This window comes from Subtercola lobariae (genome assembly GCF_014640255.1).
GTDB classification, from domain to species: domain Bacteria; phylum Actinomycetota; class Actinomycetes; order Actinomycetales; family Microbacteriaceae; genus Subtercola; species Subtercola lobariae.
Genome location: NZ_BMGP01000004.1, coordinates 204285 through 218585, shown reverse-complemented (window position 1 = coordinate 218585; position 14301 = coordinate 204285). Strand labels below are relative to the sequence as shown.

At 66.2% G+C, this 14301-nt stretch carries 17 protein-coding genes and 1 pseudogene; 10 read left to right on the top strand and 8 right to left on the bottom strand.

Annotation, left to right across the window (positions count from 1 at the left end; all coding sequences use genetic code 11):
* Positions 1-6 precede the first annotated feature (6 nt).
* Genes IEX24_RS12010 through IEX24_RS12000 form a run of 3 tightly spaced genes read left to right on the top strand, consistent with a single transcriptional unit; the run spans position 7 to position 1850 of the window.
* Entirely contained in the window at positions 7-273 is a 267-nt protein-coding gene (locus IEX24_RS12010; protein ID WP_188678579.1) for a hypervirulence associated TUDOR domain-containing protein, read from the top strand.
* A gap of 31 nt (positions 274-304) precedes the next feature.
* Complete coding sequence (locus tag IEX24_RS12005) at positions 305-1246, top strand: linear amide C-N hydrolase (protein WP_188678577.1); 942 nt, start codon at positions 305-307, stop codon at positions 1244-1246.
* Between the two features lie 4 nt (positions 1247-1250).
* Positions 1251-1850, top strand: coding sequence for a hypothetical protein (locus tag IEX24_RS12000; protein ID WP_188678575.1), 600 nt, complete (start codon positions 1251-1253; stop codon positions 1848-1850).
* 83 nt (positions 1851-1933) lie between these two features.
* Here IEX24_RS12000 and IEX24_RS11995 read toward each other — a convergent pair whose 3' ends face one another.
* Positions 1934-2437: a hypothetical protein gene (locus IEX24_RS11995; RefSeq protein ID WP_188678573.1), complete on the bottom strand. Its 504-nt coding sequence runs from the start codon at positions 2435-2437 to the stop codon at positions 1934-1936.
* A 163-nt stretch (positions 2438-2600) separates the two neighbouring features.
* Positions 2601-3776 (bottom strand): zinc-dependent alcohol dehydrogenase, encoded by a 1176-nt coding sequence (locus IEX24_RS11990; RefSeq protein WP_188678571.1) that lies wholly within the window; start codon positions 3774-3776, stop codon positions 2601-2603.
* A gap of 123 nt (positions 3777-3899) precedes the next feature.
* Between IEX24_RS11990 and IEX24_RS11985 the strand changes: the two genes are divergently transcribed.
* Positions 3900-4508: an SRPBCC domain-containing protein gene (locus IEX24_RS11985; protein ID WP_188678569.1), complete on the top strand. Its 609-nt coding sequence runs from the start codon at positions 3900-3902 to the stop codon at positions 4506-4508.
* A gap of 132 nt (positions 4509-4640) precedes the next feature.
* Here IEX24_RS11985 and IEX24_RS11980 read toward each other — a convergent pair whose 3' ends face one another.
* Together IEX24_RS11980 and IEX24_RS11975 are read right to left on the bottom strand one after the other, a co-directional pair.
* A complete protein-coding gene (locus IEX24_RS11980) occupies positions 4641-5282 on the bottom strand; it encodes a hypothetical protein (protein ID WP_229715274.1) in 642 nt (213 codons plus the stop codon).
* A 182-nt stretch (positions 5283-5464) separates the two neighbouring features.
* Positions 5465-6073 carry a maleylpyruvate isomerase family mycothiol-dependent enzyme gene (locus IEX24_RS11975; RefSeq protein WP_188678566.1) on the bottom strand — a complete coding sequence of 203 codons (609 nt, stop codon included), beginning with the start codon at positions 6071-6073 and terminating at the stop codon, positions 5465-5467.
* 52 nt (positions 6074-6125) lie between these two features.
* On the opposite strand from IEX24_RS11975, the gene IEX24_RS11970 reads away from it, so the two are divergent.
* The 5 genes from IEX24_RS11970 (at position 6126) to IEX24_RS11950 (ending at position 8665) form a co-directional block, all read left to right on the top strand.
* The gene (locus IEX24_RS11970) at positions 6126-6545 is read left to right on the top strand and encodes an organic hydroperoxide resistance protein (protein ID WP_188678564.1); all 420 of its coding nucleotides are present in this window, start codon (positions 6126-6128) and stop codon (positions 6543-6545) included.
* A gap of 145 nt (positions 6546-6690) precedes the next feature.
* The gene (locus tag IEX24_RS11965) at positions 6691-7656 is read left to right on the top strand and encodes a DMT family transporter (RefSeq protein ID WP_307821426.1); all 966 of its coding nucleotides are present in this window, start codon (positions 6691-6693) and stop codon (positions 7654-7656) included.
* A gap of 29 nt (positions 7657-7685) precedes the next feature.
* Positions 7686-8030 (top strand): chorismate mutase, encoded by a 345-nt coding sequence (locus IEX24_RS11960; protein ID WP_188678562.1) that lies wholly within the window; start codon positions 7686-7688, stop codon positions 8028-8030.
* 51 nt (positions 8031-8081) lie between these two features.
* Positions 8082-8306: a DUF8778 family protein gene (locus IEX24_RS11955; RefSeq protein WP_188678560.1), complete on the top strand. Its 225-nt coding sequence runs from the start codon at positions 8082-8084 to the stop codon at positions 8304-8306.
* Positions 8243-8665 carry a type II toxin-antitoxin system PemK/MazF family toxin gene (locus IEX24_RS11950; protein ID WP_188678558.1) on the top strand — a complete coding sequence of 141 codons (423 nt, stop codon included), beginning with the start codon at positions 8243-8245 and terminating at the stop codon, positions 8663-8665. Before IEX24_RS11955 ends, IEX24_RS11950 begins: the two co-directional genes overlap by 64 nt.
* A 70-nt stretch (positions 8666-8735) precedes the next feature.
* Here IEX24_RS11950 and purL read toward each other — a convergent pair whose 3' ends face one another.
* The 4 genes and pseudogenes from purL to purS all read right to left on the bottom strand — a co-directional run.
* Positions 8736-11114: a phosphoribosylformylglycinamidine synthase subunit PurL gene (purL, locus tag IEX24_RS11945; RefSeq protein ID WP_188678556.1), complete on the bottom strand. Its 2379-nt coding sequence runs from the start codon at positions 11112-11114 to the stop codon at positions 8736-8738.
* A 59-nt stretch (positions 11115-11173) separates the two neighbouring features.
* On the bottom strand, positions 11174-12142 hold the full coding sequence (locus tag IEX24_RS11940) for a DUF559 domain-containing protein (RefSeq protein WP_188678554.1): 969 nt from the start codon (positions 12140-12142) through the stop codon (positions 11174-11176).
* Between the two features lie 194 nt (positions 12143-12336).
* Entirely contained in the window at positions 12337-13035 is a 699-nt protein-coding gene (purQ, locus tag IEX24_RS11935; protein WP_188679065.1) for a phosphoribosylformylglycinamidine synthase subunit PurQ, read from the bottom strand.
* A 398-nt stretch (positions 13036-13433) separates the two neighbouring features.
* Positions 13434-13667: pseudogene (gene purS, locus IEX24_RS19615) on the bottom strand (phosphoribosylformylglycinamidine synthase subunit PurS); the annotation flags it as partial.
* 134 nt (positions 13668-13801) lie between these two features.
* Here purS and IEX24_RS11925 point away from each other — a divergent pair.
* Positions 13802-14248: a Fur family transcriptional regulator gene (locus tag IEX24_RS11925; protein WP_188678550.1), complete on the top strand. Its 447-nt coding sequence runs from the start codon at positions 13802-13804 to the stop codon at positions 14246-14248.
* Positions 14249-14301: the final 53 nt, after the last annotated feature.

Sequence of the window (14301 nt, the reverse complement as noted above, 5' to 3'; positions counted from 1 at the left end):
ACCCGCATGAGCGAATTCACGAAGGGCGACCACGTCACCTGGCAGTCGCACGGCGGCACCGCCGAGGGCCACGTCGAGAAGAAGATCACCGACGACACGCACGCGGCGAAGCGCGACGTGAAAGCGTCTCGAGCTGACCCTCAGTACCTCGTGCAGAGTGAGAAAAGTGGCGGCGAAGCGGTGCATAAGCCCGAGGCGCTGACGAAGAAAGCGAGCGCGGCCACGAAGAGCGGCGGGTCGAAGAGCACGAGCGGGTCGAAGAAGGCGAAATAGGGCACCCCGGGCATCCAGTAGCGTTGCCAGCATGTGCACGCGCATCTTCTGGAACGACAACCAGGTCGCCAAGACCGTCACCCGCTGCATGGATTGGGCCGTCAGCGACGAGCCCGAGCTGTGGTTCGTTCCGCGCGGCATGAGTCGCGACGGCGGGGCGGAGCAAAGCCCGCACACCTGGGTCTCGAGCTACTCCAGCGTCGTGCTGAGCATGTGGGGTCTCGGCACGAGCGACGGCCTGAACGAGAAGGGCCTCGCCGCGCACGCGCTCTACCTCAACCCCGAGCCGGGCATGTGGGCGGGGGCGGATACCCGGGCATCCGTCAGCATCGCGCTCTGGGTGCAATACGTGCTCGACAACTTCGCGACCGTGGCCGAGGTCGTGGCGGCCATCGATGACGTGCGCATCAGCTCGAAGGTGCTGCGGGGCCAAGACCTCGGAGTGCACATCGCCATCGAAGACGCGAGCGGCGACTCGGCCATCATCGAACCCATCGGCGGCGAGCTCGTGGTGCATCACGGCCCCGAATTTCGGGTGATGGCCAATTCGCCCACGATGGATGCCCAGCTCGCGAACCTCGCGCGCTACAAGCCGTTCGGGGGAGACCTGCCACTGCCCGGCGACATCAGCTCACCCGACCGCTTTGTTCGTGCCAGCTACTTTCTGCACTACCTTCCTGAACCCGAGAACGTGCAGCAGGCTGTCGCGGGCGTGTTTCAGCTGATCCACAACGTCGCTGTGCCCTACGGCGCGCCCTACGGCGACGGGGGCGTCTACCCGACGTGGTGGGAGGCGGGCGCCGACCTCACGAACGGCACCTACTTCTTCATGTCGACCCGCAGCCCGAGCCTCTTCTGGGTGAGCCTGGCCGATCTGAAAGACAGCACTGAGGTGCTGGCTCTCAACCCGCGCGACGAGACGCTCGTGGGCGATTCGGCGGCCCGGTTCGCGCCCGCCGAGCTGGTGTACTGAGCGAGTGGCTGGCGAACGGATGCCCGCTGCCACGTTCGGCGGAATCGACACTGCACTCGTCACCGACGACATGCTGAAGCGGTATTGGCGGCTGCGCTTCGTCAATCTCGTGGGAATCACCGTGTGCCTGCTGCTGGTGTCTGCCCTGCCGATCGCGATTGCGTCGTCGTTCGCGCACGCCGAGGTGGCCGACTTTTTCGGCGACGAGGTCTACTTCGCGCTCGGCAGCCTCGCACTGTTGTCGCTGTTCGGCGCCGGCGTGGAGCTGCTGCGCATGCGCCGGTTTCGCTCGCTCGAGGCTTTTCACGGCGCACTGCCGACCATGCGCCCCGAGCTGACTCCGTTTCACGCGTCGCTGCTGAACGAAATCGAAATCGTACTCGTGCGCGGCGCGCTGCCTGCCATCACGGCGGCGAGCCTCTTCGTGACGGTCTTACGGCTGGCGTCGAAAGACAGCGCCTTCGAACAGCAGAGCCTGTTCAGCTACTACGCATTCGCCTACTTCGCGCTGTTCGGCATGTTACTGCTCAGCCTCGTCGCGCGCAGAGCCTACCTGGGGGTCGCGATTCGTCGTAGCGTCGTTTCAGCACCGAAATCGAGCTGAACGGAGACCGTCACGTGGCAGTGAAACTCAACAAGAAAGCATTCGACGCCGAGAGGTAACGCTCGCAGGCGAGGCAGCGCTGCTCAGCGGCCGGCCGCCTGCCGTTCCGTGAAGAACGACACGCGATTGAGCGCTACCGGATGCTCGACGTCGGCCATCGACGTACCCCGTCGCAACTCGAAAAAGTACTCTCCCGGGTCGAACTGCAGCACCATATCGTCTGACACGCCAGGCAGCTGACGCACGAGCGTCACTCCCTTCGCGGCGAAGCGGCTGTATGGCGCGGGGCTGTCGGGGTCGTTCGTCACGACGACGGCGAACTCGCGCGGCCGCCTGGTGGCCGACGCGATGGTGGTTGCGCCCTCTGCCTCAGCCGCGCCCTCTGCCTCAGCTCCTACCTCAGGCTGCACGCGCACGTCGACCGCGTACGCAAGTACGAGTGTCGCCCGAACCGCCGCACTCAGGCTGAGTCGCCCGACGATCGCAGGCCGCAGCGCGCTCGCGAAGTACTCTTCGGTACCCGGGAGCTCCTCGCCGTTCGAGGCGTCGAGCTCGAACTGAAGCGTCATCACGCCGTCTTCGATCACAGCCATACGTTACCCGCCGGGGTTGCGCAAAAGCACCCCCAGGCGCGTCGGCAGGTGCTTTTGCGAACCCCCGAACGAAGCCGCAACCTCGATGGCCTCCTTCGCGCCAGGGGTGAGGCTTCGCGGTGGCTTCGGGCGGGCATCCACTTGCCGCGAGATTGCGCTACGGCTTCAGAACCACCTTGATGCAGCCGTCTTCTTTCTCCTTGAAGATCTTGTACATCTCGGGCGCGCGGTCGAGCGGCACGGCGTGGGTGGTGAGATCTTCGGTGCCGAGCGGGTCTGCCGGGTCTTCGACCAGCGGCACGATTTCGTCGCGCCACTTCTGCACGTTGCACTGCCCCATGCGCAGTGTGAGGCCCTTGTCGAACATGTGGATCATGGGCATAGGGTCGCCAGCGCCGGCGTAGACGCCGCTCAGGGAGACCGTTCCGCCACGCTTCACCGCATCGAGGGCGAGGTGAAGCGCCGCGAGTCGATCGACTCCGGCCGTCTTCATCAGTGGTTTGGCGAGGGCATCGGGAAGCAGCGTGGCAGCCTTTTGGGCGAATCCCGCGCCCGGGTTTCCGTGGGCTTCCATGCCAACAGCATCGACCACGGAGTCGGGCCCGCGGCCGTCGGTGCGCTCGCGCAGCCGATCGAGCACGTCATCGGTGAGGTCGAGCGTTTCGATGCCGTGACGCTCGGCGAGCGCACGCCGCTCGGGCACCGGGTCGACGCCGAGCACGCGGTAGCCGAGGTGCGCCCCGATGCGACTCGCGAACTGCCCCACCGGGCCGAGGCCGAGAACGGCGAGAGTTCCGCCGTCAGGCACGTTCGCGTACTGAACGCCCTGCCACGCCGTCGGAAGAATGTCGCTCAAGAACAAATACCGCTCGTCTGGCAGTTCGGTGCCCACCTTGAGCGCGTTGAAATCGGCGAGCCGCACGCGCAAGAACTCGGCCTGGCCGCCGGGCACGCCACCGTACAGCTCGGTGTAGCCGTACAGCGAGGCTCCGCTCTCAGACTCGCGGTTCTGCGTCGTCTCGCACTGGCTGTGCAGCCCGCGTTGACACATGTAGCAGTGCCCGCAGGCGATCACGAACGGAATCACCACCCGGTCACCCACCGCGAGGTTCTTGACGTCTCTCCCCACTTCGACGACCACGCCCATCGGCTCGTGCCCGAGAATATCGCCTGTCTTGATGAAGGCGCCGAGCACGTCGTACAGGTGAAGGTCTGAGCCGCAAATCGCAGTCGAGGTGACCTTGATGATGACATCAGTGGGCTCTTCGATGCGCGGGTCGGGCACAGTGTCGACCGAGACGTTCTGGGTTCCGTGAAAAGTGAGTGCTTTCATTCTTCCGGTCTACCCGGGGCAATGGATGTTCGGCAGGGCTTGACGCGAATCGAGCCCCCGGGCATCCTGTGCCCCGCGCGCGCCCGGCCCGAGCATGTCGGCGCCCCCGCGTACTCTGGGGGTGTGACCAGTGAACTTCAGCGCGTGAGCGTCTCGACGGGTGCCGACGCGAGCACCACGGTCGTCATCGAGCGCAACTTCGATGTGTCGCCGGAGGTGCTCTGGGGCGCGCTCACCGAGCCCGAGCAGCTGAAACTGTGGGCGCCGCACACGGCTGATCGTGTGCTTGACTCGTTCGGCCCGGCGACCCTCGTGATGCTCGCCGATGGCAACGGTGATGACCAAGAGGTGCTTATCGAGGTGCTCGTGGTGAAGCCGCCGCACCTGCTGAAGTACACCTGGGGCGTCGATGTGCTGCGGTGGGAGATCACCGCCGATGTCACACCTGACGGGCTCGAGGCGTTGCTGGGCGATGTGAATCCGGCGGGCGGAGACGACGAAGGCACCGGTTCGGTTCTCGTACTGCGGCACACGCTCGGAGACGTGTCGATGGTCTCGGCGGTGGCGGCTGGCTGGCAGTTGTGCTTCGACGTTCTCGAGACGGTGCTGGCCGGGCATCCGGAGGCGCCCAAACGCGGCGCGAATGCCCTGGAGTACGGGTGGGCCGAGCTCAACGAGCGGTTCGCTGACGAACTGGGTGTGAAGCCGTCGGTGGTGTTTCCGCCCGAATAGGTTGCGCGAGCCGCAGCTGCGTGCACGGTGGCGGCCACCGGTTGCGCCGCCCTGCACGGTGGCGGCCGCTGGTTGCGCCGCCCGCGACAGCTGCGTGCGCGCCGGCAGGGTGACGCCAGCGCGGCCGTTCGGCTATGGCGTGCTGAGCGGCGCAGGCGTGTCGTGCACGCAACCGGGCGGCTCGGAGTTGCCGCTGATCGAGAAGTCTTCGCAGGTGAGAAAACGGGACTGGTTTGCTCCCAGCACGAACGACCCCACGGCGATGAGCAGAACGATGCCGAGCGCGAGAACTTTGCCGCGAAACGGTACCGTGTCGCTGATGTCGGGCCAGATCACGCGGGCGAGCACCCAGATCATCAGCGGAATTCCTAATATCACAAGCAAAATGCCCGCGAGAGAGACCAGCGCCACCCACAGCTCGCCCGAATCGGAATCGACCGCGATGCTGAGAACGAGCCACACCGTCGGCAGCAGCAGGGTGAGCACCCGCCAGCCGATGCGCCGCCGCGCTGCCCGAACCACAACCACTACGAAGAACGCGGCCGTCGCGGCCACCCAGACCCGCAGCAGCGTGTCGAAGAAAATCTCCCCCCACGCCCCCAGCGTGAAGGCGGGCCACCACACGGCCAGGCTCATGCCCACCACGATCACCCCGAGCGACTGATGCGGCAGGGGCGCGCGCTTTACTCGGGCTCGGGATGCCGCCGGCCCCCCGGCCGCCCCGGCCGCTGCAGACGGGCTCGCGTCTGCGGGCTGGCCCGTCGGCTCACTCACGCGGTCAGCGGCTTCCCCATGGTGATGACGGTCGTCGTGTAGTCGAGCGAAGTCGGGCGCAGGGTCACAGCCATGCCACCACGCTACCGCGCGAGTCAAATGGCGGCCGGCACGGCCCACCCGAAGTCGCGAAATGGGCCGGCAGGCGGTCGCCGGGGCCACCTAAACGGGCGGCGTCGACGTCAGACCACCGTGAAACCGGGCGGCAGCGGCGCACGGCCCGTGAGCGCCAGCAGTATCTCTTCGCCAGACCCGGCGCGGGCGCCGATGCGCGCCGCGAGCGAGGTCGCGTCGGTGACGCACTCGGGCGATTGGCCGTGCGGTTGCCCGATGGCTCTGCCGATGTCGATGGAGTGAACCACGAGCTCGAAGATTCTCGTGCGCAAGTACTGCGTCAATTCGATGCCGTGCCCGCCCACCGAGACCACACGGCCGGCGGGCGCTGAGGCGATGGCGTCGCTGGCGCGCTGCAGGGCATCCTGAATCTTCGACACCGGATGCTCGCCCAGCCACACTCCCGCCTCGACACCGCGAATCGCGACCGACTCGGGGTCTGCGAAGTCGCGGTAGATCAGGGCGTAATAGTCTTCGGCGGTCGGCAGGCCCACGGGCGAGACCTCGTCGTGACTGAGGTACGTCTCTACGGTCAGAATGGCGCGAGTGGTGTGGCCGACGAGCGACCTGACGCTCCACGAGCCGAGCCCCTCGTCTTGCCACTGATCGTCTCTGATGCGCGCGACGAGTTCGACGAATGCCTCTGCGGCCTGATGAAAGATGGCGACGGTGCCCATGAATGACATCGTGGCACATCACGCGACCAGAAACGTGTGATGGACTAAACACATGGAAGCTCTCTACACTGCAATCGCCCACGCCTCAGGCGGAGGGCGCGATGGCCACATTCGAAGCGAAGACGACCGCCTTGACCTCGACACCCGCCCGCCCAAAGAAATGGGCGGCACCGGCGAGGGAACCAACCCCGAACAGCTTTTCGCCGCCGGCTACTCGGCGTGCTTCTTGAGCGCACTGCACGTCGTGGGCAAGCGCCTCGAGATCGACACCACAGACGCCGAAGTTTCGGCGAGCGTGAGCATCGGCAGCAACGGCGAGGGTGGTTTCGGTCTCGCGGTCGAGCTCGACGTGTATGTGCCGAAGGCGTCGCCCGAGCAGGCGCAGGCCGCGGCCGATGCCGCACACCAGGTCTGCCCGTACTCGAACGCCACGCGCGGCAACATCGAAGTGAAGATCGTCACGGTTCAGTAGCGGCGTTCGCTGCGCGTGCTGCTTTCGCGGTGCGCGGGGCGATTGCGCTGTTCGCGGTGGCGCTCGGCTCCGGATGCCCGGGGCGGTGGCGCTCGGCTCCGGATGCCCGGGGCGGGCGTCACCCGTTCGCGCTAGTGTCTCTGAGGTGACCCACAACGCACCATCGACCACCCCCGCCGCGCCGCCGCGCAACATCCGCGTGCTGCTGCAGTTCTTGGCCATGGGGTTGGTGTGGGGCAGCAGCTTTCTCTTCATGAAGGTCGCTCTCACTGGAGTGAGTTTCGGCCAGGTGGCCTGGGCTCGCATCATTCTCGGCGCGCTCACCCTCGGGCTCATCGTGCTGATCAGCAGGCAGCGCCTGCCTCGCGAGCCCGTGGTCTGGCTGCACTTTCTGGTCATCGGAATCGTCGGTAACGTGCTGCCGTTTCTGCTGTTCGCCTGGGCCGAGCAGTACGTTTCGTCGAGTCTCGCGAGCATCTACAACGCCGTGACGCCCATCACCACGGCACTGCTCGCGACGCTGGCCTTTCGGGTCGAGCGGCTGAACCGCAGCCAGGCTACGGGCATCGCGATCGGCGTCATTGGAACGATCGTGATCGTCGGCCCATGGGGGTACGCCGCACTCACGGGTGATCTGCTCGGTCAATTGGCCTGCCTCGGCGCAGCCGTCTGTTACGGCGTCACCTTCGGTTACACCCGCCGGTTTCTCAGTTCGCGGGCCATCGCCGGGGTGCCGTTCGCGTTCATGCAGGTGGGCATGGGCGCTCTCGTGATGCTCGCCCTCACGCCTGTCGTCGCGCTCGGGCCGCTGGCGCTGACCGTGCCGATCGTGGTGAGCCTGCTAGCGCTAGGCGCGCTCGGCACCGGCCTGGCCTACGTGTGGAACATCGCCGTGCTGCGGGCGTGGGGGCCTACGGGCGCATCCACTGTCACGTACATCACGCCCGTGGTGGGAGTGATTCTCGGCGTGCTCGTTCTCGGCGAGACGTTCACCTGGAACGAACCACTCGGGGCGCTGTTGGTGTTTCTGGGCATCCTGCTCACCCAGAAGCGCATTCGGCTCTGGGCTGCGCGGCGACCGGATGCTCTACAGAGCAACAGTGTGCAATAACTCAGCTTCGACCCAATACAGTTTTGGATATGACCGAGCACGAGACCTCCGACGACGACGCCCTCACTCGCTTGCAGAGCATTCGCGAGAGCATCGACAACGTCGACGCGGCCCTCATTCATCTGCTGGCCGAGCGCTTCAAGTTCACCCAGCTCGTCGGCCGGCTGAAAGCCGCCCACGGGTTGCCCGCTGCCGACCTCGAGCGTGAGGCGCGGCAGATCAAGCGGCTGCGCGCGCTCGCCGAAGAGTCGCACCTCGACCCCGAGTTCGCCGAGAAGTTCTTGAACTTCATCGTGGCCGAGGTCATTCACCACCACGAGCGCATTGCAGCGACCACTGGGGTGATCGCGACGGTCGAGCCGAAGACCGTCTGATCTCGCTGCCTTTCGGCGTACTTCGCGGTCGCACACTAGTAGTATCGCGGTATGACCGCCAAATTGAGTGTGAGCCTCTCTGATAACGATGTCGAGTACATCGACGAATTGGCGCGCGACCACTCGGGTAATCGCTCGGCCGTCATTCACGACCTGGTTCGAATTGCCCGCGAGATGCGAGCGGTGCGCGACTACGCCGCCGCGAACGACGAATGGATCGCCTCAACCGAATCGCGCGCGTGGGATGCCGCTGCCCACGACGGCATCGGCGCGTGAGGCGCGGCCAAGTCGTCGGCGTCAGGCTCGACCCCACAGAGCCGAGCGAAGCGTCGAAGACAAGACCATGCATTGTGGTCAGCAACGACGGCGCCAACTTCGCGGCGACGAGCTTGGGCAGAGGCACCATCACCATCGTGCCGCTGACGTCGAACGTCTCGAAGGTTCGAGCCGAGTTTCAGGTGCTCATCGATGACCCTGAGGCGATCGGCGAGATGGGCCTGACGAGCGCGTCGAAAGCGCAGGCGGAGCAGGTGCGCACGGTCTCGGTCGAGCGCCTGGCGGCCATCACCGGTTGGGTGCCCGCATGGGTCATGCGTCAAGTGGATGACGCACTGAAGTTTCACCTGTCGCTCTGACCTAGACCCTCCGGCGGCCCGCTGGCCCATCCGCCTGGCTCAGAGTGGCGACGGTGTGATCGCGCCAGGGCTAGGCGACCGTGGCGCCGAAGCGGGCCGAGAGGGCGCCGCGGTGGGCGGCGTAGAGGTCTGCGATGTCAATGGTGAAGTGGCCCTGAATGTCGAGTGCGGCATCCGTGCTCGACGTCGGTTCGATGCCGATGCCGATCGCGCTGTCGGCCGAAGGAACGCCCGCGCCGGAGTCGGTGACGCCGATACGCAGTACGGGGTACTCGCGGCCCTCGCAGAGACCCATGAACTTCACGTCGTCTTCGCGCGGAACCGACACGATGACGCGGCCCGTCGACTCGCTGAACAGCGCAGTGGTGAGGTCGATGCCGTCACGCAGCATGAGTTCGTCGAGCCACACGCGTGCTCCGACGCCGAAGCGCAGGACGGCTTCGGCCAGCGCCTGAGCGAGCCCGCCGTCGGCGAGGTCGTGGGCTGAAGCGAGCAGACCCTGCATGGCACCGGCGTGCAGCAGGCCGCCGAGCGCCGCTTCGCGAGGCAGGTCGACAACGGGCGGGCGACCGCCGAGGTGGTCGTGGATGGTTCCGGCCCACGCAGACCCGTCGAGCTCGGTCTTCGTGACGCCGAGCAGGTAGATGTTGTTGCCCTCGTCTTGCCAGCCGCTCGGCACTCGGCGAGCGACGTCATCGATGACGCCGAGCACTCCGACCACGGGGGTCGGGTGGATGGGGGCGCCGCCGGTCTGGTTGTAGAACGACACGTTGCCGCCGGTGACGGGTATCTCGAGTTCGAGGCAGCCGTCAGAGAGCCCTGCGATGGCCTGCGAGAACTGCCACATGACCTCAGGGTTCTCTGGCGAACCGAAGTTGAGGCAGTCGGTGACGGCCGCGGGCACAGCGCCGGTGACCGACACGTTGCGGTACGCCTCGGCGAGGGCGAGCTGAGCGCCGTAGTACGGGTCGAGCTGGCAGTATCGGCCGTTCGCGTCGGTGGCGATGGCGAAACCGAGCCCCGACTCCTCGTCGACACGAATCATGCCGCCGTCGTCAGGAAAAGACAGGGCCGTGTTGCCCATCACGTAGCGGTCGTACTGGTCGGTGATCCAGCTCTTGCTGGCGAGGTTGGCGCTGCCGAGCAGCGTCAGAACTTGTGCGCGCAGCTCGTCGTCATCGCTCGCGCGGGGCAGGGTGGCTGCGGTGTCTTCGTGCAGTTTGTCGATCCAGGTGGGGTACGCGACCGGGCGGTCGTAGACCGGCCCATCCACTGCCACCGTGCGCGGCTCGACGTTCACGATCTGCTCGCCGCGCCAGTCGATGATGAGGCGCCCAGTGTCGGTCACTTCGCCCAGAACGCTGGTCTCAACATCCCATTTCGCCACAACCGCCAAGAAGGCATCGAGCTTCGACGGCTGAACGACAGCCATCATGCGCTCTTGGCTTTCGCTCATCAGGATCTCTTCTGCGGTGAGGCTCGGGTCACGCAGCAGCACCTTGTCGAGTTCGATGTACATTCCGCCGTCGCCGTTACTGGCGAGCTCGCTGGTGGCGCACGAGATACCCGCAGCACCGAGATCTTGGATGCCCTCAACGAGCTGCTCGCGAAAGAGCTCGAGGCAGCATTCGATGAGCACCTTCTCAGCGAACGGGTCGCCCACCTGCACCGCCGGGCGCTTCGTGGGCCCTTTCGCGTCGAACGTGTCGCTGGCGAGAATGGATGCCCCGCCGATGCCATCTCCGCCGGTACGCGCCCCGAACAGCACGACCTTGTTGCCCGCGCCGGTCGCGTTTGCCAAATGGATGTCTTCGTGCCGCAGCACCCCGACGGCCAGCGCGTTGACGAGCGGGTTGCCTTGATACACGCTGTCGAAGTACGTCTCGCCGCCGATGTTCGGCAGCCCGAGGCAGTTCGCGTAGAAGCTGATGCCGCCGACAACGCCGTGCACGACACGAGCGGTGTCTTCGTGGTCGATGTCGCCGAAGCGAAGCTGATCCATCACCGCGACGGGGCGCGCGCCCATCGAGATGATGTCGCGCACGATACCGCCGACGCCGGTTGCGGCGCCCTGAAACGGCTCGATGTAGCTCGGGTGGTTGTGCGACTCCACCTTGAACGTGACCGCCCAGCCCTCGCCCACGTCGACGACGCCAGCGTTCTCGCCGATGCCCACCATGAGGTTCTTGCGCATCTTCTCGGTGGTCTTCGAACCGAACTGTTTGAGGTAGATCTTGCTCGACTTGTAGGAGCAGTGCTCGCTCCACATCACCGAGTACATGGCGAGTTCGCCGCTCGTGGGCCGGCGCCTCAGAATCTCGCGAATTCGTGCATACTCGTCGGGCTTCAGTCCCAGCGCGGCGTACGGCTGCTCCTTCTCGGGAGTGGCTTCGGCCACACTCACGCTGTCGACGGGCGGGCGTGAGGTGGAATCGGTGGTGTCAGACACGCGGGAGGGCTCCTTCTGAGGGCGCGCGGAATCGCTTGCTAATTCTATCGGCGCGACCACTATGCCCGGTCTCGCCCCATGCGCCCAGGATGCCAGCCGGCCGTGAGCAAGGCCTCGCGCACGTCGGCAATCGTGCGGGCCGCCCCATCGCCTGCCAGCCCGCCCTTCAATACGGTGACGAGTGTGTACCCGGCCGCCCGAAGGTCGGCTGCGCGCTGCCGGTCGCGAGCGTATTGCTCGTCATTCTTTCGATGTTGCTCGCCGTCGTACTCGACGAGCACTTTCAACTGCGGGTAACCGAGGTCTACCCGCGGCACAAAGGCTGATCGCGTACCGAATATTCGCACGTTGAGCTCGGGCTCGGGCATCCCATTTCGGGTCAGCAGTAGCCGCAGAATGGTCTCCTTCGGCGATTCGCACCCGAGTCGCACGTGATCGAGGGCTTCAACGAGCCGCCGCTTTCCCGGTCCGTGGAATGCTCCGACCCTGTGGCTCAGTTGGTCAGGCGTCGCGTACGGACGAGCTGCCGGCGCGGCACGGTCTAGGTAAACGGGCACAAGCACGAGCGCATCCCCAGCGGCAATCAAGTCGTCAAGGCTCAGGATGCTCGCCAACTGAAGCCACGTACTTATCGCGTCGCTCACCAGCAGCCCATTCATCCGGGTCGTGCGGTGATGTGGCGGCCACAGACGATGCGCGGTGACACCCGTGACACGCGTGCGCCCGTTTCGATCGGACGCGGCAATGTGCAGCGGCTCGGCCGGATCGAACCGACGGGAAAGAGGCAGACGCCACAGTCGTGCCGCGGTGATGTGGCTGAACGACTGGTCTCTAAACATCCGCGGGGCATAGGCAAGACACTGCTCTTCAACGGTGCTGATCGCTCGGCGCGAAGACCGCACGCCATAGAACGGCGAAGCAAGGTCGGGGGCGTCGAGCCTGCGGTTGCTCAGCCCCAGCTGTTTTCCGAGGCCAACCGAAAAGGCGCGCGCCGCGAGCTCGGGCGGCAAAGGTGTTCGACGAGGCATCTCGCAACCCTGCACCACTCCCTGCCGGTTCTCGGGCTTATCCACAGCCCCGCCCCCTCACCCCGCCCCTCGCAAAATCGAGAGGTCAAAATGTCTCCCATAATCCGGCTTTTGGGAGAGATTTCGACCTCTCGATTTTGGCGAGGGGTGGGGGCGGGGCGGGGGTGGGGCGGGGAGTGGGGAGCGCGGCGGGGTTACGCGGGGGCGACGAGGGAGGTGAGCACGGAGGCGAAGAGGGCGAGCCCGTCGGTGCCTGAGCGCATGGCGAAGGCGGTGTCGGGGCCGAAACCCGGCTCCACGGCGTGCTCGGGGTGCGGCATCAGGCCCACCACGTTGCCGCGGGCGTTGGTGACGCCGGCGATGTCGTTCATGGAGCCGTTGGGGTTCACGTCGAGGTATCGGAATACGACGTGGCCCTCGCCTTCGAGCCGCTCGATTTCGTCGGCGGAGGCGATGAAGCCGCCCTCGCCGTTCTTCAACGGAATGGTGATGTCGGCTCCGGCGGCGAACGCGTTTGTCCACGCGGTTGACGGGTTCTCGACGCGCAGGCGCTGGTCGCGGCAGATGAAGTTGCCGTGGTCGTTGCGAATGAGCCCGCCGGGCAGAAGGTGCGCTTCGGCGAGCATTTGAAAGCCGTTGCAGATTCCGAGCACGGGAAGACCGCTGTTCGCGGCACCTACGACCTCAGCCATGATCGGTGACAGGCTCGCAATAGCACCGGCCCGCAGGTAGTCGCCGTAGCTGAAACCGCCGGGCAGGATGACCGCGTCGACGCCCTCTAGGTCGTGAGTGCCGTGCCACAGCGGCACGGCCTCGGCCCCGATCATCCGCACCGCCCGCGCCGCATCGCGATCGTCGAGCGACCCCGGAAAAGTCACGACGCCGATGCGGATGCCCGCGCCTGCCTCGGGGTTCACGCTGAAGCCACCGCCGCCGAACGACCCGCTACCGTCGTCGAGAGAGCCACCCGAGCCGCCCGAGCCTGCCCAGCCACCTGAACCCGTGCTACCGGCCGCGTTGCCCGCAGCGGTAGCCGCACCCGCACCCGCACCCGCGCCCGCAGCGCCAGCCGCGCTTCCCGCGCCCGCAGCTCCGTTCGCCCACGAACCCGCGCTGAGCCCAGAATTCGTACCCACTACGCGAGCCCCTCGCTGATCTCGTCTTCGAGCTGCTGCTCGGTCTCGCTCGACACGTCGCCCTGCGCCGCATCGAACGACGTGTCGCTCGTGACGTTGCCCGTCTCGAAGTCGTTGTCTGCGTCGAGGCCGAACCCGTCGGCACCCGCGAAGTGCACGCTGATGACGTCTTCGATGACGAGGTTCGCCAGCACCTCGTCGGCGAGAGCCGCTACCTCGGCGAGAATCGCGTCGTCGGCGGGGCCTTCGACCTCGATCTCGAACCGTTTGCCGACGCGAACGCTGGTGATCTGCGAGCGGCCGAGCCGCGCGAGGGCGCCGGCTACGGCCTTGCCCTGCGGGTCGAGCAACTCTGCTTTGGGCATGACTTCGACGACGATTGTGGGCACCACGAACTCTTTTCGTACGGCTGGGCGAATGCGCCCATTCTACGCGAGCCGGCGGGCACCGGCAGGGCGGCCCAGATCAGCGAATTGAGCCATTCTTATTATGAATTACTCACGATAACTGCTTGACTGGGCGCATGACTCCCGAACCGGCCGACAGCATCCGTGCCGCCGGCCTGCGTGTCACGACTCAGCGTCTCGCGGTTCTCGAGGCTCTGGATGCCCTGCCGCACGCCGACACCGACGCCGTTCATCGTGCGGTGCAGAAGCAGCAACCCGGCATCACCCTGCAGTCGATCTACGTCGTTCTTGCCGCTCTCACCGAGGCCGAGCTCATCCGCCGCATCGAGCCAGCAGGGTCACCCGCGCTCTACGAGCGCCGCATCGGCGACAATCACCACCACGCCATCTGCACCGGTTGCGGGGCGGTGCAAGACGTCGACTGCGCGGTCGGTCACGCGCCGTGCCTTACTCCTTCTGAGGCGGGCGGCTTCGCCATCGCCACCGCCGAGGTCACGTATTGGGGGCTCTGCCCGGCGTGCCAGGCGACGGATGCCCGTACCTCCGCCGGGCGCAATACCTGAGCCGGGCATCCACTGCCCGCGCCGATGCGCCGAAAGCCCCACAACGTCACATT